This window comes from Ralstonia sp. UNC404CL21Col (assembly GCF_000620465.1).
In the GTDB taxonomy this organism is placed as follows: domain Bacteria; phylum Pseudomonadota; class Gammaproteobacteria; order Burkholderiales; family Burkholderiaceae; genus Ralstonia; species Ralstonia flatus.
Genome location: NZ_JIBE01000003.1, coordinates 1019492 through 1043175, shown reverse-complemented (window position 1 = coordinate 1043175; position 23684 = coordinate 1019492). Strand labels below are relative to the sequence as shown.

Annotated in this window: 19 protein-coding genes and 1 pseudogene; 9 read left to right on the top strand and 11 right to left on the bottom strand. The window is 62.9% G+C overall.

Annotated features, from left to right (window positions below; all coding sequences use genetic code 11):
* The first annotated feature begins 43 nt into the window (after positions 1-43).
* The 5 genes and pseudogenes from N511_RS0104945 to N511_RS0104925 all read left to right on the top strand — a co-directional run bounded on the left by N511_RS0104945 (position 44) and on the right by N511_RS0104925 (position 9327).
* Positions 44-1492, top strand: coding sequence for a hypothetical protein (locus tag N511_RS0104945; protein ID WP_027678280.1), 1449 nt, complete (start codon positions 44-46; stop codon positions 1490-1492).
* Between the two features lie 127 nt (positions 1493-1619).
* Positions 1620-2141: pseudogene (locus N511_RS25675) on the top strand (PIN domain-containing protein); the annotation flags it as partial.
* Positions 2142-3488: 1347 nt separating this feature from the next.
* Positions 3489-5117, top strand: a complete 1629-nt coding sequence (locus N511_RS0104935; protein WP_027678278.1) for a hypothetical protein — start codon at positions 3489-3491, stop codon at positions 5115-5117.
* Between the two features lie 161 nt (positions 5118-5278).
* Positions 5279-7318, top strand: coding sequence for an ATP-dependent nuclease (locus tag N511_RS23705; RefSeq protein ID WP_051530825.1), 2040 nt, complete (start codon positions 5279-5281; stop codon positions 7316-7318).
* Positions 7315-9327: a UvrD-helicase domain-containing protein gene (locus tag N511_RS0104925; RefSeq protein ID WP_027678277.1), complete on the top strand. Its 2013-nt coding sequence runs from the start codon at positions 7315-7317 to the stop codon at positions 9325-9327. Before N511_RS23705 ends, N511_RS0104925 begins: the two co-directional genes overlap by 4 nt.
* A 265-nt stretch (positions 9328-9592) precedes the next feature.
* On the opposite strand, the gene N511_RS0104920 is transcribed toward N511_RS0104925, so the two are convergent.
* The 10 genes from N511_RS0104920 to N511_RS0104875 all read right to left on the bottom strand — a co-directional run bounded on the left by N511_RS0104920 (position 9593) and on the right by N511_RS0104875 (position 19667).
* Entirely contained in the window at positions 9593-9853 is a 261-nt protein-coding gene (locus N511_RS0104920) for a hypothetical protein (protein ID WP_027678276.1), read from the bottom strand.
* A 22-nt stretch (positions 9854-9875) separates the two neighbouring features.
* Positions 9876-10337, bottom strand: coding sequence for a hotdog family protein (locus N511_RS0104915; RefSeq protein ID WP_027678275.1), 462 nt, complete (start codon positions 10335-10337; stop codon positions 9876-9878).
* Complete coding sequence (locus N511_RS0104910) at positions 10334-11137, bottom strand: beta-ketoacyl synthase chain length factor (protein WP_027678274.1); 804 nt, start codon at positions 11135-11137, stop codon at positions 10334-10336. Before N511_RS0104910 ends, N511_RS0104915 begins: the two co-directional genes overlap by 4 nt.
* On the bottom strand, positions 11134-12351 hold the full coding sequence (locus N511_RS0104905; RefSeq protein ID WP_027678273.1) for a beta-ketoacyl-[acyl-carrier-protein] synthase family protein: 1218 nt from the start codon (positions 12349-12351) through the stop codon (positions 11134-11136). The genes N511_RS0104910 and N511_RS0104905 overlap by 4 nt, the downstream gene beginning before the upstream one ends.
* Before the next feature lie 72 nt (positions 12352-12423).
* Positions 12424-13287: a polysaccharide deacetylase family protein gene (locus tag N511_RS0104900; protein WP_027678272.1), complete on the bottom strand. Its 864-nt coding sequence runs from the start codon at positions 13285-13287 to the stop codon at positions 12424-12426.
* A complete protein-coding gene (locus N511_RS0104895; RefSeq protein WP_027678271.1) occupies positions 13284-15704 on the bottom strand; it encodes an MMPL family transporter in 2421 nt (806 codons plus the stop codon). Before N511_RS0104895 ends, N511_RS0104900 begins: the two co-directional genes overlap by 4 nt.
* Positions 15705-15717: 13 nt before the next feature.
* On the bottom strand, positions 15718-16314 hold the full coding sequence (locus N511_RS0104890) for a LolA-related protein (protein ID WP_027678270.1): 597 nt from the start codon (positions 16312-16314) through the stop codon (positions 15718-15720).
* Positions 16311-17273 carry an LpxL/LpxP family acyltransferase gene (locus N511_RS0104885; RefSeq protein ID WP_027678269.1) on the bottom strand — a complete coding sequence of 321 codons (963 nt, stop codon included), beginning with the start codon at positions 17271-17273 and terminating at the stop codon, positions 16311-16313. Before N511_RS0104885 ends, N511_RS0104890 begins: the two co-directional genes overlap by 4 nt.
* Entirely contained in the window at positions 17270-18967 is a 1698-nt protein-coding gene (locus N511_RS0104880; RefSeq protein WP_027678268.1) for an AMP-binding protein, read from the bottom strand. Before N511_RS0104880 ends, N511_RS0104885 begins: the two co-directional genes overlap by 4 nt.
* A gap of 25 nt (positions 18968-18992) precedes the next feature.
* Positions 18993-19667, bottom strand: coding sequence for a membrane protein (locus tag N511_RS0104875; RefSeq protein WP_027678267.1), 675 nt, complete (start codon positions 19665-19667; stop codon positions 18993-18995).
* Positions 19668-20072: 405 nt separating this feature from the next.
* Between N511_RS0104875 and N511_RS0104870 the strand changes: the two genes are divergently transcribed.
* On the top strand, positions 20073-20333 hold the full coding sequence (locus N511_RS0104870; protein ID WP_027678266.1) for a phosphopantetheine-binding protein: 261 nt from the start codon (positions 20073-20075) through the stop codon (positions 20331-20333).
* A 54-nt stretch (positions 20334-20387) separates the two neighbouring features.
* A complete protein-coding gene (locus N511_RS0104865) occupies positions 20388-21158 on the top strand; it encodes a glycosyltransferase family 2 protein (RefSeq protein ID WP_027678265.1) in 771 nt (256 codons plus the stop codon).
* A 16-nt stretch (positions 21159-21174) separates the two neighbouring features.
* Here N511_RS0104865 and N511_RS0104860 read toward each other — a convergent pair whose 3' ends face one another.
* Positions 21175-21753: a TetR/AcrR family transcriptional regulator gene (locus N511_RS0104860; protein ID WP_027678264.1), complete on the bottom strand. Its 579-nt coding sequence runs from the start codon at positions 21751-21753 to the stop codon at positions 21175-21177.
* A 327-nt stretch (positions 21754-22080) separates the two neighbouring features.
* Between N511_RS0104860 and N511_RS0104855 the strand changes: the two genes are divergently transcribed.
* Positions 22081-22662, top strand: a complete 582-nt coding sequence (locus N511_RS0104855) for a tetratricopeptide repeat protein (RefSeq protein WP_027678263.1) — start codon at positions 22081-22083, stop codon at positions 22660-22662.
* Positions 22663-22815: 153 nt separating this feature from the next.
* Complete coding sequence (locus tag N511_RS0104850) at positions 22816-23649, top strand: hypothetical protein (protein ID WP_027678262.1); 834 nt, start codon at positions 22816-22818, stop codon at positions 23647-23649.
* The last annotated feature ends 35 nt before the right edge of the window (positions 23650-23684 follow it).

Sequence of the window (23684 nt, the reverse complement as noted above, 5' to 3'; positions counted from 1 at the left end):
ATTCGATGTTAGAGTGATTCCGGCACCGTTTCGGGAGCGCGCTATGCCTTACAACAAAGGTCCGGACAGGCTTGGTGCTGCCTGGGCTGTTGATGTGCAGGCCCATTTGCCTGAGAGGCGCCTGGCGGAAGCAGGCCGCTTGATGGCTTGGGCGCGTGAGCGCAAAACCGGTGCCCCACGCTACATCCTTGAGCTCGACGAAAATCACCGTGGCGCCTACTGCGACTGCGAGTGTGTGAGTTGTGGCGGTGCGCTAATCGCCGTAAATGCCGCTCGCGAAACCTACTTGCGGCGGCCGCACTTCCGCCATACCGCTGGCACCGAAAAGCATTCGTGCCTTGTGCTGGCGGCGCGCGCTGCCTTTCTGGCAACACTAGGGAGCACAGGCTACCTGGACCTACCGAGCCGCCGGCGCACGGCGCGCATTACCGGCCTCTCTGGCAGTTTTTATGACGCATGGATTGATGCGCCGGCCGAGCGAGTGCACATCTCGTCTTGCTCGTTTTCAGATGAGGCCGCGGCGATCGTCACGCTCGACGATGGCCGGGAGCTGTACGTCGTTCTCGTAGGCGGCCACGCCGGCGGTACGGACGGTGTGCAGCATGCTGCGATCGAGGTGCGGGTCGACGATGTGGCGCTGGCTGCGATGAGTCCTGAGGAATTGCGCAACCGTACGCGACTGCTCGTGAGCAGGGCGCAGTGGTGTGGCCACTGGCAAGACAATGTCCTACTTGATTCTGCGATGAATCAAGCACGCGCGCGTGCTGCAGATGCATTCGACCTGGTTGACGGAGAGATTGGCTTGCACGACGCGGCAACGACACAAGAGATTCGTGAAACGCTGCTGCACAGGAAGGCCAAGGAGATCCTCGAGCGCGAAAAGCGTCTTATGGTTCCGCAGATGAGCGTGACCGAGCGCTCGCAGCAATGGCCGCAGGAAGCAACTACCTGCAAGTGCCGCGATGCGCAGGCGCTTGAGCTTCAGTCAGTCGCACTTGAACAGCGCATGGGTCGGATCATCCCGGATGTTACCGCCGTCACCCTGCCAGCTCTCGGATGGCCCGCCGAGAAGCTGCTTATCGAAATCACCGTGACGAACAGGATGGATGCTGTGCGCCTCGCGCGGATCCGCGAGACTAATCTTCCGACACTTGAGATCGACCTATCCCGCCTGGGTGGCAAGGTAACCGAGTCTGAGTTCACGCGGTTGATTGTCGACGAGGTAGCGGGAAAGCGGTGGCTGCATCATCCGGCAATCGAAGCGGAGCGCGGCCGCCTTCATGCCGAACGGACGACGGCTGGGCCGGCGCGTCCCGTTCCGGCACCGCGACGTGAACGCTCCTCTGGCAGTGTAACTGGCGAACGTCGCTATCCGTCGCAACGCTACACCGGGCGAGAGGAAACAGACTTATGGCTCAAAGGCGAGGCGCTCGAGCGGTGGAAAAGAGAGAACCCTGAGTCGGCAGCGATTTGGTTTCCTGAAAAGGACTAAGACCATAGCGGGAGAGGATCGCGGGTACCCGTCATTCACATTGTCGTGTGCTGATATTTCCTAGTTGCTCTTGCGAGCATCGGAACTCGGGGAATATGCTTCTCGCCGCGCGAGAATCAGAACGTTAATGGCTAGGGCGAAAGCATTCATGGACGAGAAAATCAACAATCAAATCCTCGCTGGTGATATCACCGCGCTGACCATTGACACGTCGATCTTCGAGAAGAATGGTCTCGCTCTGGAAAGTGGGCTGCTCGCTCAACTCGAGCAGTTTCGCGAAAGCGAGTTTGAACTCGTCATAGCGAACACGGTAGCTAACGAGGTGAAGCGGCATCTTGCAAAGAACGCGACGGATGCCACGAAGGCGCTACGCACTGCACTGACGCATACCGCCAAGCATAGAGCGTTGAGCTCTGAGCATCAGGAGGAACTGACAGCACTAAGCGCTCTCGCGATAGCGGATGATGATGTGCGCGCCCGGAAGCGGTTCGATGATTGGGCGCAGCGTGTGGGGGCAGAGGTCATTCTTGAGAATGAGTTTGCCTCGATTGGTGAGGTTATGCGCCGCTACGAGGCAGGTGAGCCGCCGTTCGCGGAAACTGGTGAGAAAAAGCAAGAATTTCCTGATGCAGTCGCGTTGTCGACCCTGGAAGGCTGGGCCGAGGATCGCGACACGCGAATTCTGGCCGTCGCACATGACAAGGACTGGCAACGCTACGGTGCCCAGTCAAAGCGCCTCGTTGTGGTCGACGATCTCGCTGCTGCACTGTCTACCATTCAAGGGCTGGGAGCGGCCCGCGAGCCCGCCGTACGCCTCGCTGCGCTGTTTGTAGCCGGAGATGCTGTAGGACTTCATGCTGCCGTACTCGAGGCCATACGGCATCAGGTGGACAAGTTCGAGTTTCGTGTCGAGGCCGACTCTCAGTTCGCCGTTGAGGAGGAGGGCGTTGAGGCAACAGTTGAGGATGTTAGCCTCGACATTCCCGATGCGACCGGTACCACGCTAGACACCATATCGCGCGACGGTGGGCAGGCCGTGATTAAGGTCGGTGGAGTCGCCATGTTGGGCGTCCACGTACACTTTAGTTTTGAAAAGTTTGACAGCGTTGATCGCGATTACATGAGCATGGGTAGCGCCACAATTCCTGTCGACGTCGAAATTGAGTTCGAGGCGCTGGTGACGGTCCAGATCGATGCTGATGGGTTGACGCTAGATAGCGTCGAACTGTTGCCGGTAACGCACCACATGTATTTCAACGATATCGAACCGGACTGGATGAGCGACCCCGATAACTACGACACTTACGATCGGGACTAAGGTAAGCCACGCCTTCGGATGATCTCTGTCGCCTTGCCCCGGAGACTGTGTGACCAAGGTATTGAGTTGCCGTGTAATCGGCAACGACAGAATGCCGGCGAAGGCCGAGTCGTGCCGAAAAACATGGCTGATCGGACACCGGCCAATGCTTGAGACCGTACTCAATGGTCCACCGCGATCGTCAGGCTTTATCGAACACGGCGTCGTGTTCCTCAAGCCAGGCGCGCTGTCGCCGCAGCTTCGCTAGCTGCAGTCTACCTCTACCCAATCGGGGCAGCCGTGCGATAGGGGAGTAGCACGCGTGCGTTCGGCGTGCAGGTCCAGCACAGATTTTCCGAATTCATCCATCACGAAATGCGGACCCCCATCTGTGCTGCCGCATGAAGTTCGCACGCGGTCTGTTCCACACTGATTTGCCCCGCAGTCGATTTCTTACTGGTGCGCACGCTCATCGCGTCGTCATGCAATTTAGGGGCGCCAGGAAGTAAATCCCCATTGCGCGATAGCACGGTGGTGACCGACGACGGGTTCTTGTCGAGTGTCAATGAGCCTTCACTCCCCCTGCTTGGAGGGACGCAGTTCGCTTGCTCTAATGCTAACTTGGACTCCTAGTGTCGCTTCAGCAGAGACACTCCGTGACCATGTGGGCATGGGTTCAGTCGAACTATCGAGGGGAGAATGTCGGACAAGACGTTGGAGCTCTTGTTACAAGAGCGCGAGATTAGAAAATTGCTGGATGAGCACCTGAGGATCACGGTTGAGAGGGTGGAGGCAATCGCCGGAAAAATCGAGAATCGCTCGGATGAGTCGCTCGCGGCGGTCGATCAAGCCAAGCAGGATCTGATTGAAGCGAAGGCGGCTATCGCAACGGAGTTGGCGAACGCGAAGAAGGACATTGGCGAACTGGCGGTCCAGCGTACGCTGTCTGTCTTCTCCGAAGCGCGAAACGTCGTGCTACTAGTTGGGGGGCTGGCAATTCCGTTGATCGTGGGGTCGGGATTCATCGGCTATAGCTCTTTGAAAAGTAGCTCGATAGCCTTCATCGATGCCAAAGTTCGAGAGTGGATGTCGGTTTCGATGCCGAATTCTCCGGTGAAGGAAACGCTGGAGAAGTTTCGCAATCGCGCCGTGGTAGACGCGCTCTCCATTCGACTAGCACGGCAAACGTACGATCGTCAGCCGATGTTCTCGCGTGTGGAGCTTTCGGCGGATGAAAAAAACAGACTCTGCCAAGTGATGCTGGACTTGGATACCAGCGATAGCACTTTCATGGATGCTGCACGATTGATTGAAGCGGCGAAGGGGATCGTCGCCGGGTACGACGACGACGTGCAACTGAAGGAAGTAATCAACACCGTGCTAGGGGATGGGAAGTACTCCCAGCGCAAGCGAGACATTATTTTTGAAACGCTGTGGCGTGAGAAAAGTCTGCTTAATGCAAGTCTGACTGTTCTCGACAAGTCGGACGTCCCCAATCCTTGGGCACTTTTTGCCTTCAAGAACGTCGCCCGTCACGCGCCTCGGAACGCAGAGCAGTATGCGGTCAAGATGTTAGGCAGCTCCAGTTTTGGGAACCAACGAGCGGCGGCGGATTTCTTGGCGATGCAGAAACCGCTGGACGCATCTCTTAGAAAATGGCTGGCTGACCTGCAAGCCAAGCAAAGCCCAGACTATCCGGTGATCGCCGCCTCCATTGCTACACAGATGGTGGCGTCCCGAAACAGTAGCTTCGTTTCCGCATCGGATTTGCCCAACCCGGCGTCAACTCCGGCGGTACAAGCAGCCGCTGCTTCTCTGCTCTACAACGCCATTCAGAGCGGGGCGAAGTTGAGATTGTCGAGGTTTGGTTCAGATCCGGAGGCTCTCTTGTGGGAGCGCACGATTGAAAACCAAACTCGAATGGCGCAGCTAGATCGACTCAGAGCCTACTTTGAGAACGAAGACTTGCTGACTGCTGTGTTGTCCAAGAACGTCGGCGACGTAGCAGCGCTTGCTAACGCGATCTCCGCACTGGAGGTGCCCGATGGGCAAAGTTATTTTGCGTCAATTCAATTGACCCTCTCGAACTCGGGTTGGCTTCAAGTTGAGGGTGGAACGCGGCTTGATGCGCGTGCTCTGGTGGGGACCATTCGATTGAGCAAGATATCAGATGGACTAATGGCGTTCTGGCGTACGCCGAGTGGTCAGTTTATATCGGGAAAGGTGTCGGCCGGTTCGAACCTTTCCGGCGCTCGGTTTACGTATCTTGCCGATCAAATCCGACTTGGCCAGTTGGAAATGCATAGCATGGAAAGAACGGAATTCTAGCGAGGTACGGGCTTCTGAGTTGGGGCGGTTAAGGCTGTCGAAATCTGCCTCTGTCTGTGTCGAAAGGCGGACCGTCCCAATAAGCTCGAGCCCAATCCGGTAGTGGAAACGTCCGCTATGTTTGGCAAAAATTCGCAGCGCTGCTATGCGTGGGAGAGTGCATGTACATCTCAGAAATTAAGATCGAGAATTTTCGCTTGTTCGGTTCTGGTGAGCATGCCTTTGCTCTCAGTCTCAAGCCAGGGCTGACCGCCCTTATCGGAGAAAACGACGCCGGGAAGACTGCATTGATTGACGCCATTCGGCTCGTTCTCGGCACAAGAGACCAGGAAATGTTGCGAGTCGATGCCACTGATTTCCACCAGTCAGTGGCAGGAGCCGGTCGAGCCGATCAGATCATCATCAGGCTACAGTTTCGCGACCTGACAGCAGCTGATCGAGGTGCTTTCGCCGAGTTTTTGACCTACGAAACTATCGACGGGAAGGTTGAGACAACGCTGATCATTACGTGGGTGGCGAAGCGCAATAACAATGAGAGCACCTCTAGGCGCCTGCTTGCACCGGAGTGGAGAACTGGTGCAAACGGTGACGGGCCAGTGCTCGACTTCGGCGCTCGATCGCTACTCACGGCAACGTATTTGCGACCGCTGCGTGACGCCGAGCGGGCGATGAGTGCTGGGCGTGGGTCGCGGCTGTCCCAAATTCTTCAACATACCAAGGAAATCAAAGGAAGCGGTGTTGGGTTCGACAGCGCAGCGAACCCCAACCCGGACCCTAAGACGCTGAGCATCCTAGGTCTTGGCGACTATGCCAGCTATCTTTTCGGGGAGAGCGACGGCATCAAGCAGGCGAGTAAGCGCCTCAACGACGAGTATCTCGAACCGCTGTCTTTTGCGAATGACTTGTTGAAGGCGAGCATCGGCGTGAATGGGTCGCGAGAAGATGCGATTCGTCTAAGACAGTTGCTCGAGAAGCTCGAACTGGTGCTAACCGGCGGAAAAAATGAGGGTAGTACGCACGGGCGCGGGCTCGGGTCCAACAACCTCCTCTTTATGGCCTGCGAGTTGCTATTGCTAGCAACGGAGAGTGATGGCTTCCCGCTATTGCTAATCGAGGAACCTGAAGCGCATCTCCACCCTCAACGTCAACTCCGCCTCATGTCGTTTCTTCAGGACCAGGTGGACAAGATTCGGCAGGATGGCCAGAAGATTCAGATCATCGTCTCGACACATAGCCCCAATTTGGCCTCAGAGCTGAGGCTCGATAACCTTGCCTTGATCAAAGGCGCGCGGGCATTTCCGCTGTGTGAGGGGCGAACGAAGTTAAGTAAGTCCGACTATCGCTTCCTCGAGCGGTTTCTTGATGTAACAAAAGCCAACCTTTTCTTCGCGCGCGCTGTACTAGTTGTCGAAGGCGACGCCGAGAGCATTCTGCTGCCCGTGCTGGCGAAGCTACTGGGCCGGGATTTCCATTTCTATGGGGTCTCGGTCGTCAATGTCGGTGGTGTCGGACTTGGTCGCTATGCTCGCATCTTTATGCGAGAGGAGCCTGAGACAGACGGCCTTGTGAACATTCCCGTTGCATGCGTCACCGACATGGACGTCATGCCGAACGATGCCCCTTGGATTGTCGGAAAGCTCAAGGAAGGTGAGGCGATACCCTCACGGCCACCATCGAAGCGGCAATGGCGTGTGAAGCAGGATTTCCCGGGGGACACGCTTGAGCAGCGGCGCGAGGAGCGTCGTGCAAAGGCGTCTGGCCAGCGGGTTGAAACGTTCGTCGCCAACGAATGGACGCTGGAGTTTGATCTCGCGTATTTTGGCTTAGAGAAGCTTGTGTGGGGCTCGGCCGCGCTCGCGCTCGGTGATGACGGCATACAAGCCGGTAGCCTGAAGCAAGCCGATGTGATCAACGCAGCAGAGACTGAGTTCAAGCTACTGGTTGATCAGAAGCTCGACAAGGCAACTCTAGCGTCGCATGTGTACGCCAAGTTCGAAATAGAAAAAGCGTCTAAGGCGATCGCTGCTCAGTATCTCGCAGAGAGTCTCGAGGCTCTGATGTCAGAGAAAAAAATGACATGTGATCAGCTACGCGATCGGCTGCCTCCCTATGTGATCGCTGCGATCGAGTATGTGACGGCACCGTTCGACGCAAATCTTGCTCCGGGAAAGAGCGGGGATGCCGGGGGAGCGCTGGGATGATTGACCCTCTGGCCAATTTTATACAGGAAGACGATGCCCGTTGGGCATCGCAGTTGATGGGCTTGGGGCCTGATGCCTTCAGCTCAGTGGAGGGAGACGATAGCCGCTTGCGAGCTATGTTGAGCCTCGAGACAGCGGATTTTGAGGCGTGCCCGGGAAGTGGTAAGACAACTCTGCTAGTGGCGAAGCTCGCGGTTCTCGCAAAGCGTTGGCCTTATCGTCAGCGCGGCATTTGCGTACTGTCCCATACCAATGCTGCACGCAACGAGATCGGGGAGCGGCTCAGCAACTCTGCGGCCGGGATTTCGTTGCTCCGCTACCCACATTTCGTTGGCACCATCCATTCCTTCGTGAATGAGTATCTCGCAATTCCCTGGCTGCGTTCCAAGGGCAATCCAGTGCAGATGATAGATACGCAAGTCGCGCTTTCGAGGCGGATGAAATCACTCGAGTGGAAATGGCGTTTCGTGTTAGAAAAGCGGCAGCTCAGCGAGTATGCGTTGATGTATGCGGCGACTGACTATACCGGCGGCGATAAGGGAAAGCTGGGCCGAGACTCAGACCTCTACAAGAGACTGGTCGAGGCGGCACGTAGCTCAAGCGAACAAGGCTACTTTTGTTTTGACGAGATGTTCGTTTGGGCGAATGAGCTGCTCGACAAACGGCCCGAAGTTGCGTACGACTTGCGCGCACGTTTCCCTCTTCTTTTCATTGACGAGGCACAAGACAATAGCGAGGAGCAATCGGCCTTGCTGCATCGAATCTTCTGTGCCGGCGACTCGCCTTCGCGCCGCCAGCGGTTCGGAGATTCGAATCAAGCCATCTACGCTCACAGTGGCCAGGAAGGTGCTGCAACGGATCGCTTCCCTTCTGGATCAAAACACGATATCCCGCGTAGCTACCGTTTTTGCCAGGCTATGGCGGACGAAGTCAAAGGCTTCGGCGTCGCGCCGCAAATGCTCATTGGCGCTGGACCTACAAGCACCAAGATTGCCGCTGGACCGAAGGCGCCAGTGCTCTTCCTCTTCGACGACGAATCAGTGCGCGAAGTGCTACCCCGCTATGGGGCGCATCTCGTCTCCTGTTTTGGTGAGCGGGACCTTGCCAATGGAACCTACGTCGCCGTTGCCGGTGTTCACGAACTTGACAAGGAAGATCCCATACCACGCGCGATGGGACACTACCAACCGAGCTATGACCCTGCGTGCGCGAAAAAGGAGTCGGCACCCGGTAGTCTCATCCAATATCTCGCAAGGGCGAGGGTCGGGATAGTCAAAGCCGGGAACACGCACGTGGCGGTTGATGCGTTGGCATCCGCTCTATTGGCGGTTAGCGATCTCCTTGGGAAGCCGCATCCTGGCTTTAATCACAGGTCAGCACACAGGAGATTGCTTGATGTTCTGCTTGATGCGTCCGCGCGTGAAGCGTATCTGAAGCTCGTTGATATGGTGATCACCGAGCAAGCAGCCTTTGACGCGGCAGCTTGGAACGCTAAGGTACTTCCGCTGGTGCATGCAGTTGTTGGGGGATTGAGCAATGACGCGGTGCTGACGGACGATGCTAAAGCCTTTCTTGAGTGGTCGCCCGCCACTATTAAGGAGGAGAGGGAGGATGTGCCCGGTTCTCCGACCAGCAATCATTTTGGTTACCCACGAGATGTGCCGAAAGTAGAGATCAGGCTTGGCTCCATCCACTCGGTGAAGGGGGAAACCCACACTGCGACGTTGGTGCTAGACAGCTTCTACCATAAACATCACTTGAGCGAACTGAAGCCGTGGCTGCTTGGGACACGGGTTGGCGGCTCCAGCGCAGGAAAGAACGGCAAGGTTGTAATGGAAGGTGTGCGCATGCTCGGTCGACTCAAACTCCACTACGTCGCGATGACTCGACCATCGCACCTACTTTGTCTTGCGATGCGAAAAGATGCTTTCGTGGAGGAAGAGCTCGGAATTCTGACGGCGCGAGGATGGCAGATCGTTGATTGCAGTGCACCGGCGGAGAATGGATAGGGCGGTCGTAGGGAAATGTGAGGTTTGCGCGCGAGTTGACGTGGAAATTTCCACAAAAATCTTTACATTTCTGTGGGGGTACGTACGGGCTACATGCCAGAGGTTCCCGTCACACAACGTTCTAGCTAAGGTGAGCCGTTGCCGCTAGTTCTTGAGAGGTGCTAAGAACCGTTTTAAGTCCCTCTCGGCACTCAACAAAAAACCCGGCAGTCCGCCAAGGACGCCGGGTTTTTTGTTGGCCTTCAGTCTGCAGGGTTGCAGCGTTCTAGTCGCTCTCGCAAGGCTTCTTGAAGAGATGCTTCACGCCGCATTTGGTCGCATGCGCCGCATTCTTCACGCCATGCCCAACCGTGCGCGCGGCATTGGCCGTCGCATGCCCGGCTTCCTTCGCGGCATGCCCGGTCTTGCGAGCGGCTTCCTTCGTGCCCTGCTTGATGTTTTCCTTGGTCTCGGACAAGTCGGCATGGGCGAGGGGACTGAGCAGCGCCAACAGCAGCGCAGGGATCAAAAGCAGAGGGCCTTTCACAGCGGAATCCTCACAAACAGGTTCATGCAACGGACGCGTCGAGCACCACGGCGGCGCGGCCGGTCAACAGGATGCGCGCGCCACTGCGCACGGTGAATCGGTACAGGACGTTGTTGCCGTCGCCGCCGATGCGTTCAGCTTCGACGTCGAGCGGTGCGTCGATGGTGTCGAGGCGCGGGACGTGGGCTTCAACGTTGCGCACGCTGGCAAGAAAGCCGGCGCGCGGGCGCGCTTGCGCAGCATCGCACAGGGCGCCATGCACGGCCATCGCCTGAGCGGCGTATTCGATGCCGCAGACGGCAGCCAGTTGACCGTGCGAGCGCAGCGGGTTGGCAGCGTCACGATGGCTCGTGGCGCTGCAATGGATGTGTGCTTCGTCCCAGGCGACAACGGTGTCGAGCAGACACATCGCGCCGCTGTGCGGAATGCGTGCCGCGATCCAGTTGCGGTCAAGCGGCGGAGCCGGCTGCGCGCTTGACGTCATGGCGTGCTGAAGGTGATGTCGACCTGCACGCGGGTCTCGGGCAAATACTCGAGCACCACGCGGCCTGCACGCCGTGCGGCCAACGCTTCCAGCAATGGCAGCGCGCGGGCTGCGGCGTTGCCGTGCCACAGGGTTTCCAGGCTAGTGTGTGCCAACGCCGTCGGGGGCGCGTCCGTCAGCGCGACGTCAATGCGCGCGAGCGTGCGCGGGCCGGCTTCGGGCGCGAGTACCAGCGCCACCGCAAACGTATCGGGCACGGGCCGCACCGCATTCAGCGGCTCCGGATAATCGCCGTCATAGGCGATCAGCAGCGTGGGTGTGGCGTCAATTGCGACCTGGCAAAGGCTGTCCAGCAGGCCGGCGGCAAAGCTGCCGTCGTACGCGCACAGCACGTTGGACGGCGCCATCGCGTGCGTGGCGATGCTCCAGTAGCCGGCCGGCGCGTTGTGCACGGAGTTGTGGAAGCGCGTGGGCGACAGTTTGCGATCGTCGCCTGCCAGGGTCTCGCAGATGGCGTTGCAGTTATGGCCGTCGCCGCCAGACGAGCTGAAGACCGTGGCCAGCGTGGCGGCATCGCGTCCGCTCGCTGCAACGGCTTCGTGGCCGACTGCCAGCGCGAGTTTGACTACCGGCCCCGTCCGACGACGTTCCACCGACGGCAGGCCGGCTGGCGGCGGCAATTCCGTCGGCGCGTGTGCGTAGGGTGCGCGGCCTGCGAGCACGTCAGCCGTGTGCGGCCAATCCTGCAGGCCGGGGCCCAGCACGCCGATGCTTTCGATGAAGACGCTCAGGCCGGTCATGACGACACCCCCACATCGCCTGCGCGGGCAAAGACCAGGCTGCAATTCGTGCCGCCAAAGCCAAACGCGTTGCTCAGTGCCGCGCGAACAGGCGCGTCGCGGCTGGTTGTCAGGTAGTTGACGTTCAACGCCGGGTCGGGCTGCGTGGTGTTGATGCCGGCGGGCAGAAATTGATGGCGTAGCGCCAGCGCTGTAATCACGGCTTCCAACGCTCCCGCCGCGCCCAGCGTGTGGCCGGTCGCGCCCTTGGTGGAACTGCACGCCGTGCCGTCGAACAGCGCCTGGATGGCCCGCGCCTCCGCAGCGTCATTGCTGGGCGTGCCGGTGCCGTGCAGGTTGATGTAGTCGATGTCCGTTGCGCTCAGGCCGCTGGTGGCGAGCGCTTGCGCCATGGCCGCGCGGGCGCCCAATCCTTCGGGATGCGGCGACGACATGTGATGCGCATCGCTCGATTCGCCAATGCCGAGCAGCAGGATGGCGCCGTCGTCCAGCGCGTCGTTGGCGGCGGGGGCGCGCTCCAGCAGCGCAAAGGCCGCTGCCTCGCCGATGGAGATACCGTCGCGCGCCGCGTCGTACGGCCGGCATGGTTGCCGCGACAGCAGCTCAAGCGAGTTGAAGCCGTACAGGGCGGTCAGGCACAGCGAATCGACGCCGCCGACCACCGCCGCATCGATGAGCCCCGCAGCCAGCATGCGCCGCGCCGAGGCAAAAACCTTGGCCCCCGACGAGCACGCCGACGAAATCACCATGGCCGGGCCGCTCAGCCCAAAGTACGCACGCACAAACGCGGCGGGCGAATAGATGTTGTGCGTCTGCGCGTAGTGAAAACTCCCCGGCAACGCGCCTGTTTGCGGATCGCGCTGCTGATAGGCGCGCTCGGTTTCGAGAATGCCCGACGTGCTGGTGCCGATGAATACGCCGACGCGCGCGGCGCCATGGCGCGCCTTGGCGGCTTCAACGCCTTCGGCAAAACCGTCCTGTGTGAGGCCGATCTGGGCGAGCCTGTTGTTGCGGCAATCGAAATCGGCCAGGTCTGCACGCACGGGCGCCGCGTCGGCCCCGGGCACTTCGCCGATCCAGGTGTCGAGATCAGCGCGCGGGAAGGTGCACGGCGTGAGGCCGCCACGTTGGCCGCGCAACGCGTCGAGCGTGGCGTCAAGGCCACGTCCGAGGCAGCTCGTGGCGGTGAAATGCGTGAGCAGGACGGGCTTCACGGGCAGGATGTCGCGGCGATGGTGGGGTGGGATGGTTCGGCAGACTGGCGCGCCGATTCTTAACAAATTTTATCAAATGGCCATTTGCGGACGCGTGCTCTGCGCCGGCTGGGCGGGAAGGGCAGCGCGCAACGTCGTCCACTGCAATTGCGCGCGGGCGGCGGCTTCCAGCATCTTCGGCAACACGGCCAGCAGCACAGGCGCCCCGTGTGCATCGCGCGCCGCGTGGCCGTCGTGCAGTAGCAGGATGTCCCGTGGGGCGAGACCGTGCAGCAGGCGATGGGCAATGGCTTCGGCGTTGCGCGAGCGGGTGTCGAAGCCGCGGCGCGTCCAGCTCGCCAGTTGCAGGCCAAGCCGACACAGCACGGGCTCCAGAAACGGATTGCGCAGGCCGGCCGGCGCGCGGAAGAACAGCGGGCGCGTGCCGGTGATCTGCGTGAGCGTGTCTTGCGCGGCAGCAATCTCGCGTCGCAACGCGCCCGGCCCCTGCAGCGAAAACGTATGCCGATGGCGCTGACTGTGGTTTTCCACCGCATGCCCGCGCGCGACGATGGCCTCGACGCAGCGCGGGTGCCGCTGCGCCAAGTCGCCGATGCAGAAGAAGGTGGCCTTGGCGCCGTATTGGTCAAGCATGTCCAGCACGCGCGGCGTGACATCGGGGTCAGGGCCGTCGTCGATGGTCAACGCGATCTGCTGACCCGCCGTGGCGGGCAGATGCGTCCAGTTCGGGCCGAGCCAGCGGCTGCGCGGCCACAGACCGCCGGCCATCAGCACGAGATGCGAAGCGATGACGCTGCCGCCCGCCCACGGCCACGTCGATGGATCGGCTGCGACGGCAACGGCCGCACCGGCGTGCAGTGCCAGGGCGCCGTTGATCAGGGGGCTCGGCTTCCAGCGGCGGGCTGTGCCAAGCGGTGAGGTGGTCGGTGCGTTCATGCGGCGGCGTGCTGATCGTGATGGGCGCGTGGCGCCAGGATGGCGGCAAACACCAGCGCAAGCATGGCGCCCGGGCCGACGGTCAGCCCGAAGGTTTCGAGCATCGGCACGCGGGAAAACGCCAGGAGGCCGAAGCCGGCCACCGTCGCCAGGTTGGCCACCAGCAGTGACACCAGCGTCTGCGGCGCAATGGCCTGCGTGCGTTGATTGAAGAACAGCGCGTAGTTCGAGCCCACGGCCACGATCAGCAGCATGCCGACCAGATGCAGGATGGTCAGCGGCACGCGTGCCACCGCAAAGCCGGCCGTCACCACCAGCACCGCCGCCACCAGGGGCGCCAACGCGCGGAGCGTCCGCTGCGGTGAGCGCAGCGCCACAAGCAGCAGCAACGCGATCGCCGCAAAACCCGCGAGCGAGAGGCGCAGGTCTTCCCGCACGTAATCCACGTACAGCCGATCGGCTTCGGCCTTCATGTCGACGAAGAGCGCGCCGGGCACGTTCGCTTGTGCGACGGCGGAGCGAATCGGGGCGGCGTCCAGGCTGGGACGATTTGTGGCGTTATTTGCAGTGGCCGGCGCGGCCGCTGGTGCACGCAGTGGCAGCATGGCGCTCCATTGCCCGGCGCGCTCGGTCAGCAGCGCGTCCACCGCCAATGCCATCGACGTGCCCTTCAGGTCTGCACGCCGCAAAAGGGGCTGCGTGCGTGCCGCCTCCACATCGGCGATGAACGGGGCGAAGAGATCGGGCTTCACGCGGATCGGCTGATCTTCAACGGCGCTGCGCATGCGGGCGGCCAGCGCATCGGCGGGGGGCAGGCTTGCAAGGCGCGCTTGCTGCGTGGCATCGCTCGGCAGATAACGCGCGGGATTTTCGAAGCCGGCGAGCACGCCGTTGTCCACCAGCGGCTGCAGTTGCGCGGCGATCTTCTCGGCGCCTTCCAGCGCGGCCTGTTCCGTTGCGGCCGGGATCACCACCAGATAGCGCACATCGGGTGCGCCCACGTCTGCGCGCAGGCTGGCGTCGAGCGCCTGGCTCTTTGCGGGGACGGGGCTCAGCGCGGCGAGTTCGCGGCTCCACAAGCCATCGCGATGCAGCGCAAGTGTCGTGCATGCACCGATGAGCACCGCCGCCAACAGCCAGCGCAGGCGCGGTGCGGCAGACGTCGCCCGCGCCAGCCACGCGCCCACGCGTGACACATCGCGCGTTGCCCCTTCTGCACCCCGCAGATGCGGCAGCACATAGCGCGTCACCAGCGCGGCCGTCACCAATCCGACGATTGAATACAGCCCCAGCTGCACCAGCCCCGGAAAGCCCGAGAACAGCATCGACGCAAAGCCGCACACCGAGGTCAGCACACCCAGGCGGATGGTCGGCCAGTACGTGGCAATCCATGCGCGCAGGCTGTCATTGGCGGTGGCGCCGCGCAAGCGGGCGGATTGCACAAACAGGTAGATCGAATAGTCGACCGCCTCGCCGATGAGCGTGGTGCCGAACCCGAGCGTGAGCCCATGCACCGCGCCGAACGTCAGGCTGACGGCCGCCACGCCCGCCGCCACACCCGACAGCACCGGCAGCAATCCCAGCGCCACGGTACGCGGCGAGCGGTACACCGTCAGCAGCAGTGCCACCACCAGCACGAGGCTGACGGCGGAAAGCCGCTCGACGTCGTGCTTGATGGTGTCGCGCGAATCGACGGAGAACACGCCCGGGCCCGTCATCACGATGCGCGTTGACGTCGCGTTCGGCACGGTGCGGGCGGCCGCCTCGAATGCGCGGCGCACGGTATCGATGGCCTGCGCCTGCGCATCGGTGTCGGAGCCGGCAGCCGTTGTCTGCACGACCAGGACGGCGCGCTGGCCATCGCGCGATGCCCACACGCCATGCATCGACGACGGTAGCGCCGTGTTGTCGAGCTGGCCGACGAGCGCCGCCACCTCGCCCGTCGGATCGCGCGGCAGCATGGTCTTGGCGACGAGCCCGGCCGATGAACTCAGCAGATCCAGACTTTCGCCCAGCGCCGCGTGCAGCCCTTCGGTGGAAAAGCGCTGTGGCGTGACCGCGGGGCTGAGCACATAGCGGTGGTCGAAGACGAACTGCCGGTCGCGCGCCTCGCTCACGGGCTCGCCGTTATTGACGGCACTGAACCGTGCGTCGGCACGCAGCGTGGCGGCCAGCTGCTTTGACAGCGTTGCGCGGGTGGCCGCGTCGCCGCCCTCAATGCCGACGAGGATGAGCCGCGACACCAGCCCCTCGCGCAACTGGTCGACCAGCACACGCTGCTCCGCACTCGGCGATCGCGGCAGGAACGCCGACAAGTCCGCCGTAAAGCGGGTACGCCCGATCACGACCGCGCACAGCAGCAGGCCGGTCAACCAGACCAGCACCGCAGGCCGACGCAGGGCGTGCAAGCGTTTCATGTGCGCGCCGTCCTCAGTTGCCGGGCACGCGTTGCAGGCGCATCAGCGAATGATCGCCGTCGGCCTGGCGGATGGCGACGCTGCGCAGTACATCGCGCGTGCCTTCCAGCGTGATGGTGCTGACGACCTTCTGCATGCGTGCGTCGAGCGGCGAAAGCGTGAGCGTCCAGTCATCGCCGTGGCCCGCGATGGCGACTTTGTAGATCGCCTCGAGCGCGTAGCGGTTACCCGCCAGCGTCGCGCGGATGCTCTCGATAAAGGCGCCCAGCTCGGGGTACTGCGACAGCGGCATCGTGAACTTGCGCTGATTGCGCTCCACGGTCAGCTTGTCGCCGTCAATCACGAGGTGCTCGGGCTTCGGCGCCAGGGTGCGCTTTTCCAGATGATCGGGCGCGACGAACACCAGCTCGCCAGAGGATTCGATGGGCTGCGCCGCGATTGAGAGCGTCTTTGTTTCCGTGAACGTCGCGCGTCCCGACTTGTTGCGTGCGAGCGTCGACATCAGTTGGTCGAGCGTCCAGGCGGTATCTGCGGCGTGGGCGGTCGCAGCCAACAGGCTGGCTGCGAGCATGGCCAGAAAGGCGCGGAGGAATAGGCGCGTTGCAGTCATGGCGTTGGGGTGGTCTGGCGCTCGGCGGGGGCGTGATCCTGCGCATCGGCTGTGTCGGCATCCTGCCAGAAGTCGAAGTAGTTGAACCAGTTGCAGGGCGCGACGCGGCAGTAGTGCTCAACGCGTTCCACATAGCGGGCGAGGGCGGCTTGCACGGCGGCGGCGCGATCTTCGCGGCGCACATCGGTGAAGTCCGCCAACGGATCGAAGTGTACGGCGTAGCGATTGCCACCGAGGTGCAGCCCCGTCATGAACAGCACGGGGCGCTTCAACATGGCCGCCATGTGCAACGGCCCCAGCGGAAACGCTGCAGGGCTGCCCAGAAAATCCATCTGCTGAACGGACGGCCCCGCATCGCGCAACAGCGTGCGATCGGCCAGCATGCCGACGAGGCGGTTGTCGTCCAGCGCTTCGCGCACTTGCAGCATGGCGTCTACGCGGCCCAGCGGAATGACCTCCGGCGCCGCCGCCGGGTTGATGGCGGCAACCGCAGCGTTGATGTTGCGTGCGTTCTCTTCGTACATGGCGACGGCCACGCGTAGGTCGGGCACTGTGCGGCCGAGCGCGCGCACCACCTCGAAGCTGCCCAGGTGCGCGCCCAGCAGGAACGCACCGCGCCCCTGCGCCAGCACGTCGTGCACGTGGTGCTGGCCCTGCAAATGGATGTCGAACAGATCGAAGCGACCGCTGATCAGGTAGATGCGGTCATGGATGGTCGTGGCGAAGGTGAACATGTGGCCGAACACCTCACGCAGCGTTGCGGGCCGGCCGAGTGCGCGTTGCAGATAGTCACGCGAAGCACGCCGCGCCGCAGGCGACGCCGCGACGAAATACACCGCAATCAGCCGCAACAGGACACGGCCGAACGGCCGCCCCAGCCGCAGCGACAGCCACGTCATCAGGCGCAGTAGCGCGAGGTTGCTGCGCTCCGGACGCTCGGCCCAGTCGGGGCGCTTCATGCGGCAACGCCCTCCGACGCGGATGCGGACAGCACGCCGCTGGCCACTTCACGCGCGCCTGCGCGGATGGTGAAGCGCACGGCATTGCTGGCTGTCGTCTCGAATGCGAGGTCGAGCCATTCCCCGGGTGCCGCAGGACTGAGAAACTTGGCCGAGCTGATTTTGCAGGCATCCAACGAGCGGCCCAGTGCCGCACCGATCGTGTGGAGCGCATGGTCGAGCAGCACCACGCCCGGGACGATCGGGTGACCGGGAAAGTGCCCCGGCAGCGCCGGGTGATCCGCAGCGATGGTGAAACGCATGGCGGGCTTGTCTGGGCTGCGATTCGAATGCTGTGCGACGAGCGCGGCCAGCACATCGCGGGGCAGTTTGCCGGTCTCGTTGCGTGGCAGCGCGTCCACCAGCAGCAGCGGGCGCGGCAGAAATGCTGCATCGATGCGGTCGTGCAGGGCGCGCAGCACGTCCGCCGCGCTCAGGCCCGGCGCCACAACCAGCGCCACGAGGCGCGTGACCGCCGCGCTGCCGTGCGCGTGCGGCGCCGCGGGCGCATCGTCCGGCATGTAGAAGACACCATCCTCCACGCCCGCAATCGCATTGAGCTGGTGGTTCAGATACGCCAGCGACGACCGCTTGCCGGCAATGTTGATCAGGTCAGCCTTGCGCCCGTGCAGCAGAAAATGTGTCTCGTCGATCAGCTCGATCACATCTCCCATCGGCACCGCGGCTTCGACGTGTCCGCCGTAGACCCACACCGTCGGGCCGTCGTCTTGCGGCGTGCCGGGGCGCGACTCCATGCGGACATCGGGGTACAGGTGCCACGCGGTTTCCTGCGCGGTGCGGCGCGTCGCAACCTGGCCGGTTTCGGTGCTGCCGTAAATCTCCAGGAGCGGCGCGGACAGGCGCGTCTCGGCCTCCCGCGCCAGCGCTTCCGACAGCGGCGCAGTCGCCGACAGCACGAGCGATGCGCTCGGCAACGCGGGCTCCGATGCCAACAGCGCCCGCAGATGCACCGGCGAGGTCACCAGCACGCGCGGCTGCGGTACGGCGTCCAGCGCCTCGCGAATGTCCGCCGGATAGAACGGCTGCCGGTTGCTGAACGCCAGGCCGCCTTGCAGCGCCAGCAGCACCGTCACCTCAAAGCCGTACATGTGCTGCGCCGGCACGGTGCCGACCAGCGTGAACGCGCGCCCGTCGCCCAGGCCGAGATGGTCGACGGCCGTGCGCATGCAGCGCACCAGCGCGCCCCACGTCTTGCGATGCGGCACTGGCGTGCCCGTCGAGCCGGACGTGAACAGCACCGCCATGATTTGCGAGGCGTCGATCTGCGGCACGTCGATGGGCGCGGTGTCGGCATCCAACGCATCGGGATAACGAAAGCCCGGCAGGTCGACGGGGCAGGCCGCCGCGTCGTGCAGGCAGAACACGTCCGGCGCGAATGCCGAAAGCTGCCGCACCATCTGCGGCGTCTGCATGGGCGGCAGCAGGCTGATCTTGCCGGCCACCAGCGTCGCGCACAGGCCGACGGCAAAGCGGTAACGGTCTGCGCAGGCATTGAATACGTGGGCGCCGGGCGGCAGCATTGGGGCCAGCGCCATCACATCGGCCAGGAACGCACGTGCAGAGACGGGCGCGCCGTCACGCCAGGCGAGCGTGCGGTCGAGTGTTGAATGGGAGACCAGCGGGTAAGTCGGCATGAAGTGAATCTTGGAGCGAGTGGGTTCAGCGGGGGCGCTCTGTGGCGATGGGCGCTGCGTGCCCGGATTGTTCCGATTGTCGATACGCGCGCACCGCATCGAACAGGCTGGAGCGCGGCTCGCCGCGCAGCACGATGCGGCGGCAGAGGTATTCCGCCACGAACATCACGCCCACCAACGGCAGCGAAAGATAGTTCGCAAACGTCGACCACGTGACGGTCGATGCCGTGGCAAACAGCAGCGTGGATACGGCGGCGGTCGCCAGGAAAAACAGGGTCCACGCCAGAGTGATGCGCCGCGAGTAACGCGCAATGCGCGGCGTCAGCGTGCCGTGCACCATGTGGGCAAAGCGCGTGCACAGCGGCTCGCGCCCCGCCGCCAGCGTGCGGCCGAACACGTAGGCCATCATCAGGTTGAAGCTTGCGTGTTCGAGATACAGCCCCCAGTCAAAATGCGCGGCCAGCGGTGCGCGCGCCATCCACAGTGCGCCGCACACGAGCAGCCAAAGCGGCAACAGCTTTGCACGATGCCGGGAACGCGTGGCCGCCACCAGCGCAATTGCCAACGGCGGCACCAGGGCCATCGCCAGGCCCAAGCCGTGCGCACCCGGCGTGGCCGCTGCGTAATGCGCGCCAACCTGATACGCCACCACGGCGCCCACGCCCGCAGCGCCGCGCGCAAAGGCGGTCAATCGGTGCATGGCAGAAGGCGTTGGAAGAGGCCGCGGTGCATTGTGGTCGTCGGGGGCGGGCAGTTTCCTCATAGGGCGGCCACATTCTAGGGCTCCAGGCGTGTCTCGCCCGCGCCGGGCGCCGCGTGTTTGTAACCGGATGTACGCGCCGGGCTGGCCCTGCTGTGCCGAGCCTTGCCGGTTTACGGCGCCACACCAGCCGTTGAATCGTTTGCGTCACTTCTGCACACGCCGCGATATGCAGTCTTTGTCACGGTTTCGCGCTATACGGGGTGTAACCCTTCGTCTAGAATCCGCGTAGCTTAAACGACCCCCTTCACAGGCTGGGCTGGACAAGGCAGGGGCTTCGCGCAAGGAAACGTCGTTGGCTCTGGCCGCAATCCCCGCTACATGCCGCCTGTGGTTGCAAGACCGATGAACGACCTGGAAAAAGAGCTCGCCGCGCTCATGATCGGCGAACTGAATCTCGAAGACATTCAACTCGATGCCCTGACGGCGGACACACCGCTGTATGGCGAGGGCTTTGGGCTCGACTCCATCGATATCCTCGAAGTTGCGCTGCTGATCTCCAAGAAATACGGCTTTGAGCTGCGCTCGGGCAATCCCGACAACCAGAAGATCTTCGCCTCGCTGGGCTCACTCGCAGCCTACGTGGCAGAGCACCGCACGCGATAGGCTCGCGCCCGCGCCCGACGCATTCCGCTTTCAACGTATCGCCGGACCGACGCCATGCCGATGACCGGCGCTTCCACCACGCATCTCGTTCTGATTCCGAGCTACAACCCGGGCCCCAAGGTTGACGACACCGTGCGCAGCGCGCGTGCGCAGTGGAACCCGGTCTGGGTGGTGGCCGACGGCAGCACCGACGGCAGCACCGAACGGCTGCAGGCCATGGCCGCGCAAGACCCGGGGCTGCGCGTGATCGTGCTGCCCCGCAATCGCGGCAAAGGCGTGGCCGTGCTGGCCGGGCTGGAAGCTGCTGCCGCGGCAGGCTTTTCCTACGTGCTGACCATGGACGCCGATGGCCAGCATCCCGCAGACCTCATCCCCGAGTTCATGGCCGCCTCGCAGGCTGCGCCCGACGCGATGATCCTCGGCCAACCGGTGTTCGACGCGTCGGCGCCGCAGGTGCGCGTGCAGGGTCGGCGCCTGTCCAACGGCTGCGCAGACATCGAAACGCTGTGGGCCGGCATTGGCGATACGTTGTTCGGCTTTCGCGTCTATCCGATTGCACCGCTGGCCGAGATCATGCGCCGGCAGGCATGGATGCGCGGTTTCGATTTCGATCCGGAAGCGGCGGTGCGCCTATGTTGGGCGGGCGTGCGCCCGATCCGGCTGGCGGCGCCGGTGCGCTACTTCCGCGCGCACGAGGGCGGCGTCTCGCATTTCCGGTATCTGCGCGACAACATCCTGCTGTTCGGGATGCATCTGCGCCTGACGGCGGAGGGCATGCTGCGGTTGCCGTCGATGATTGCACGGCGGGTGCAGCGCCGTTGGTAGCCCGTGGCGGGCTCGTTCAGACCGCTTCCGCGGTGGCCTTGGCCTGGTTCAGCAGGGTTTCGGCGGCGTGCCAGGCTTGCGACGCGACGGATGGATCGCCGATGGCGCGGGCGTCGGCCGTGGCGCCCGACAGCAGCATCACGTAGACCCCCGCAAGTTGCCGTGCCGTATTGGCGGGCACCACATCCTTGAGCAGCGTTTCCATCATGGCGAGCAGGTCGTCGCGGTAGCGCACCGCCACGTCGGTCACCTTGGGGCAGGTGGAGCCGAACTCCGCCAGCGCGCGTTCGAACAGGCAACCCGCAAACTCCGGGGTGCGGAACCACGCGCCGTACCAGTCGAAGATGCCCTTCAGGCGGGCGGTAGCGTCGGGCAGGGGGCTGAGCTTCTCGGCGATGCTGCCCATGACGTACGTATAGCGCTGCTCCAGCACTTCCTTGATCAGATCATCCTTACCGGAAAAGTGGCGGTACAGCGTCATACGGGCGACGCCGGACTCGTCGATGATCCAATCGACGCCTACGGGATGGAAGCCGTGCTGGGAAAACAGCTCGCCGGCCTTGTCCACCACCTGTTGGCGCTTGCTTGCGCGCATTGCCACCTCTCCTGTTTGCTGTGCCGCATCTTAGCACCGGCCTCTTTTTGCGGCCTGTGGATTTGGCCCGCGCGCCGTGCGCTGCAGAGTGTTGTTGCCGCGTCAGCTTTACGCTTTGGTAACACAACTGCACACGGTTCCGGCTAAAGTAGACCGATCTATATCATCAGCCCGCACATCCTACCGGAGCGGGGAAGAGAAAGCGTTGTGCAGCCGATGCGGCGGCGCCGGTTTTGCGAACGGGATCGCAAAAAACGACCGGCACCTGCCAGGCCGTCAACGGAGTTTCTCTCGATCAACAGCAACAATAAAAAAGGGGTCAGGCGAATGCGGAATCGTTTGCTGATGTTGGGGGTCGTGTCGATGCTGGCCGCGTGTGCCCAGCCGCAGCCGCCCAGCGATGTGGTGAGGGTGTGCGACGACCGCGGCTGTGCCGATCGGCCAAAGGCCCAGGTGGCGTTCGATCAGGCGAATATCCCCGACGAAGATCCACGCATCGTTGCCCTCAAGGAAGTTGCCAAGCGAGAACCCAAGGCTGCCTACGACCTGGGCCTGCGCTATTTCCGCGGCGACGGCGTCCGCCAGGACAGCTACCAGGCACTGAACTGGATGCGCGAGGCGGCCGAGCACGGCAACCTGCAGGCGCAGAAGGCCCTCGGCGCGTTCTACCTGTTCGGGCTGGAAGAGATGGGCTCCGACCCGCGCGAAGCTGAAAAATGGCTCTCGATTGCCGTGAGCCGCGGCGACAAGGAATCGAAGAAGCTGCTCGAGCAAGCCCGCGCCGCCAAGAAATCCGACGAAGACGACTACAAGTGGCGCGCGCAATGGCGCAGCACCTACTACGGCTATTGGTATTCGGGGTATCCGTACCTTGGCGTCTGGCGCCAGACGAGCTGGTACTGGTACTGAGCAGGCACCGCAGTCATCCGTTTCAAAGCGTTTCAAGGCAGTTCGGGGAGGGGGGAAAGCCTGTTGCACACCTCGCACGCCTGATCAAGGGGGGCTTATTGAGTCGCAGGACGCATAAGCCGAACATCGACTCAATGTGAGCCACACAACAATATGAACACCAATCTTCTCAGCCGCACTGCCAAGGCCGCAGGCGTAGCACTGATCACCGCTTCCCTGGCCGCCTGCGCTGGCGGCGGCGTCGTGACCCCGGGCGGACAAAACGCCGGCGTGAGCGGCGCTGCGGCCGGCGGCTCCAGCGTGGGCGCAGATCCGACGCTCGAGCGCTGCGCCTCGCCGCTGGGCACCATCGCCATGGACGACGGCCGCAACGCCGACTGGTACGGCCAGTTCGGCAGCGCCACCAAGGTGACGACGATCGATCCGCTGCTGCGCATGGCCGTGCAGCAATCGAACTGCTTCGTGATCACGTCGATCGGCAACCAGAAGACGGATGCACGCCTGTCGCGCATCACCGATCTGCAGCGCAACTCCGGCGAATACCGCGCCGGCTCCAAGCAGCAGAAGGGCCAGCGCGTGGCGGCTGACTACTACATGGAGCCGCAGATCATCATCAACGACTCGCCGATCGGCGGGGTGGCGGGTGCCGTGGGCGGCCTGCTCGGCAACAGCGCCATTGCCGCGCTGGCCGGCAGCGTGAAGTCGAAGGCTTCGGTCGTGACGCTGACCCTGTTCGACGTGCGCTCGGCCGTGCAGATCGCGGCCGCCGAAGGCAGCTCGACCGCGACGAACTACGGCGCCGTGCTGGCCGGTTTTGGCGGTGGTGTGGGCGGTGGCCTGGCAGGCTTCTCGGCGACGCCGGAAGGCAAGGCTACGGTGGTTGCCTTTATCGACGCGTGGAATAAGATGGTCGTCGCGCTGCGCAGCTACAAGGCGCAAGACGTCAAAGGCGGCCTGGGCCGCGGTGGTCAGCTCAAGGTCAACTGATCAGGATTGAACGGGGAAAGCACTGGGAGGGCGTT

Excerpts from the sequence above, each read along its gene's own strand:
- N511_RS0104945 (WP_027678280.1), top strand. The coding sequence starts at position 44 with ATGCCTTACAACAAAGGTCCGGACAGGCTTGGTGCTGCCTGGGCTGTT.
- N511_RS0104935 (WP_027678278.1), top strand. The coding sequence starts at position 3,489 with ATGTCGGACAAGACGTTGGAGCTCTTGTTACAAGAGCGCGAGATTAGA.
- N511_RS23705 (WP_051530825.1), top strand. The coding sequence starts at position 5,279 with ATGTACATCTCAGAAATTAAGATCGAGAATTTTCGCTTGTTCGGTTCT.
- N511_RS0104925 (WP_027678277.1), top strand. The coding sequence starts at position 7,315 with ATGATTGACCCTCTGGCCAATTTTATACAGGAAGACGATGCCCGTTGG.
- N511_RS0104915 (WP_027678275.1), bottom strand. The coding sequence starts at position 10,337 with ATGACGTCAAGCGCGCAGCCGGCTCCGCCGCTTGACCGCAACTGGATC.
- N511_RS0104910 (WP_027678274.1), bottom strand. The coding sequence starts at position 11,137 with ATGACCGGCCTGAGCGTCTTCATCGAAAGCATCGGCGTGCTGGGCCCC.
- N511_RS0104900 (WP_027678272.1), bottom strand. The coding sequence starts at position 13,287 with ATGAACGCACCGACCACCTCACCGCTTGGCACAGCCCGCCGCTGGAAG.
- N511_RS0104895 (WP_027678271.1), bottom strand. The coding sequence starts at position 15,704 with ATGAAACGCTTGCACGCCCTGCGTCGGCCTGCGGTGCTGGTCTGGTTG.
- N511_RS0104890 (WP_027678270.1), bottom strand. The coding sequence starts at position 16,314 with ATGACTGCAACGCGCCTATTCCTCCGCGCCTTTCTGGCCATGCTCGCA.
- N511_RS0104885 (WP_027678269.1), bottom strand. The coding sequence starts at position 17,273 with ATGAAGCGCCCCGACTGGGCCGAGCGTCCGGAGCGCAGCAACCTCGCG.
- N511_RS0104880 (WP_027678268.1), bottom strand. The coding sequence starts at position 18,967 with ATGCCGACTTACCCGCTGGTCTCCCATTCAACACTCGACCGCACGCTC.
- N511_RS0104875 (WP_027678267.1), bottom strand. The coding sequence starts at position 19,667 with ATGCACCGATTGACCGCCTTTGCGCGCGGCGCTGCGGGCGTGGGCGCC.
- N511_RS0104870 (WP_027678266.1), top strand. The coding sequence starts at position 20,073 with ATGAACGACCTGGAAAAAGAGCTCGCCGCGCTCATGATCGGCGAACTG.
- N511_RS0104865 (WP_027678265.1), top strand. The coding sequence starts at position 20,388 with ATGCCGATGACCGGCGCTTCCACCACGCATCTCGTTCTGATTCCGAGC.
- N511_RS0104860 (WP_027678264.1), bottom strand. The coding sequence starts at position 21,753 with ATGCGCGCAAGCAAGCGCCAACAGGTGGTGGACAAGGCCGGCGAGCTG.
- N511_RS0104855 (WP_027678263.1), top strand. The coding sequence starts at position 22,081 with ATGCGGAATCGTTTGCTGATGTTGGGGGTCGTGTCGATGCTGGCCGCG.
- N511_RS0104850 (WP_027678262.1), top strand. The coding sequence starts at position 22,816 with ATGAACACCAATCTTCTCAGCCGCACTGCCAAGGCCGCAGGCGTAGCA.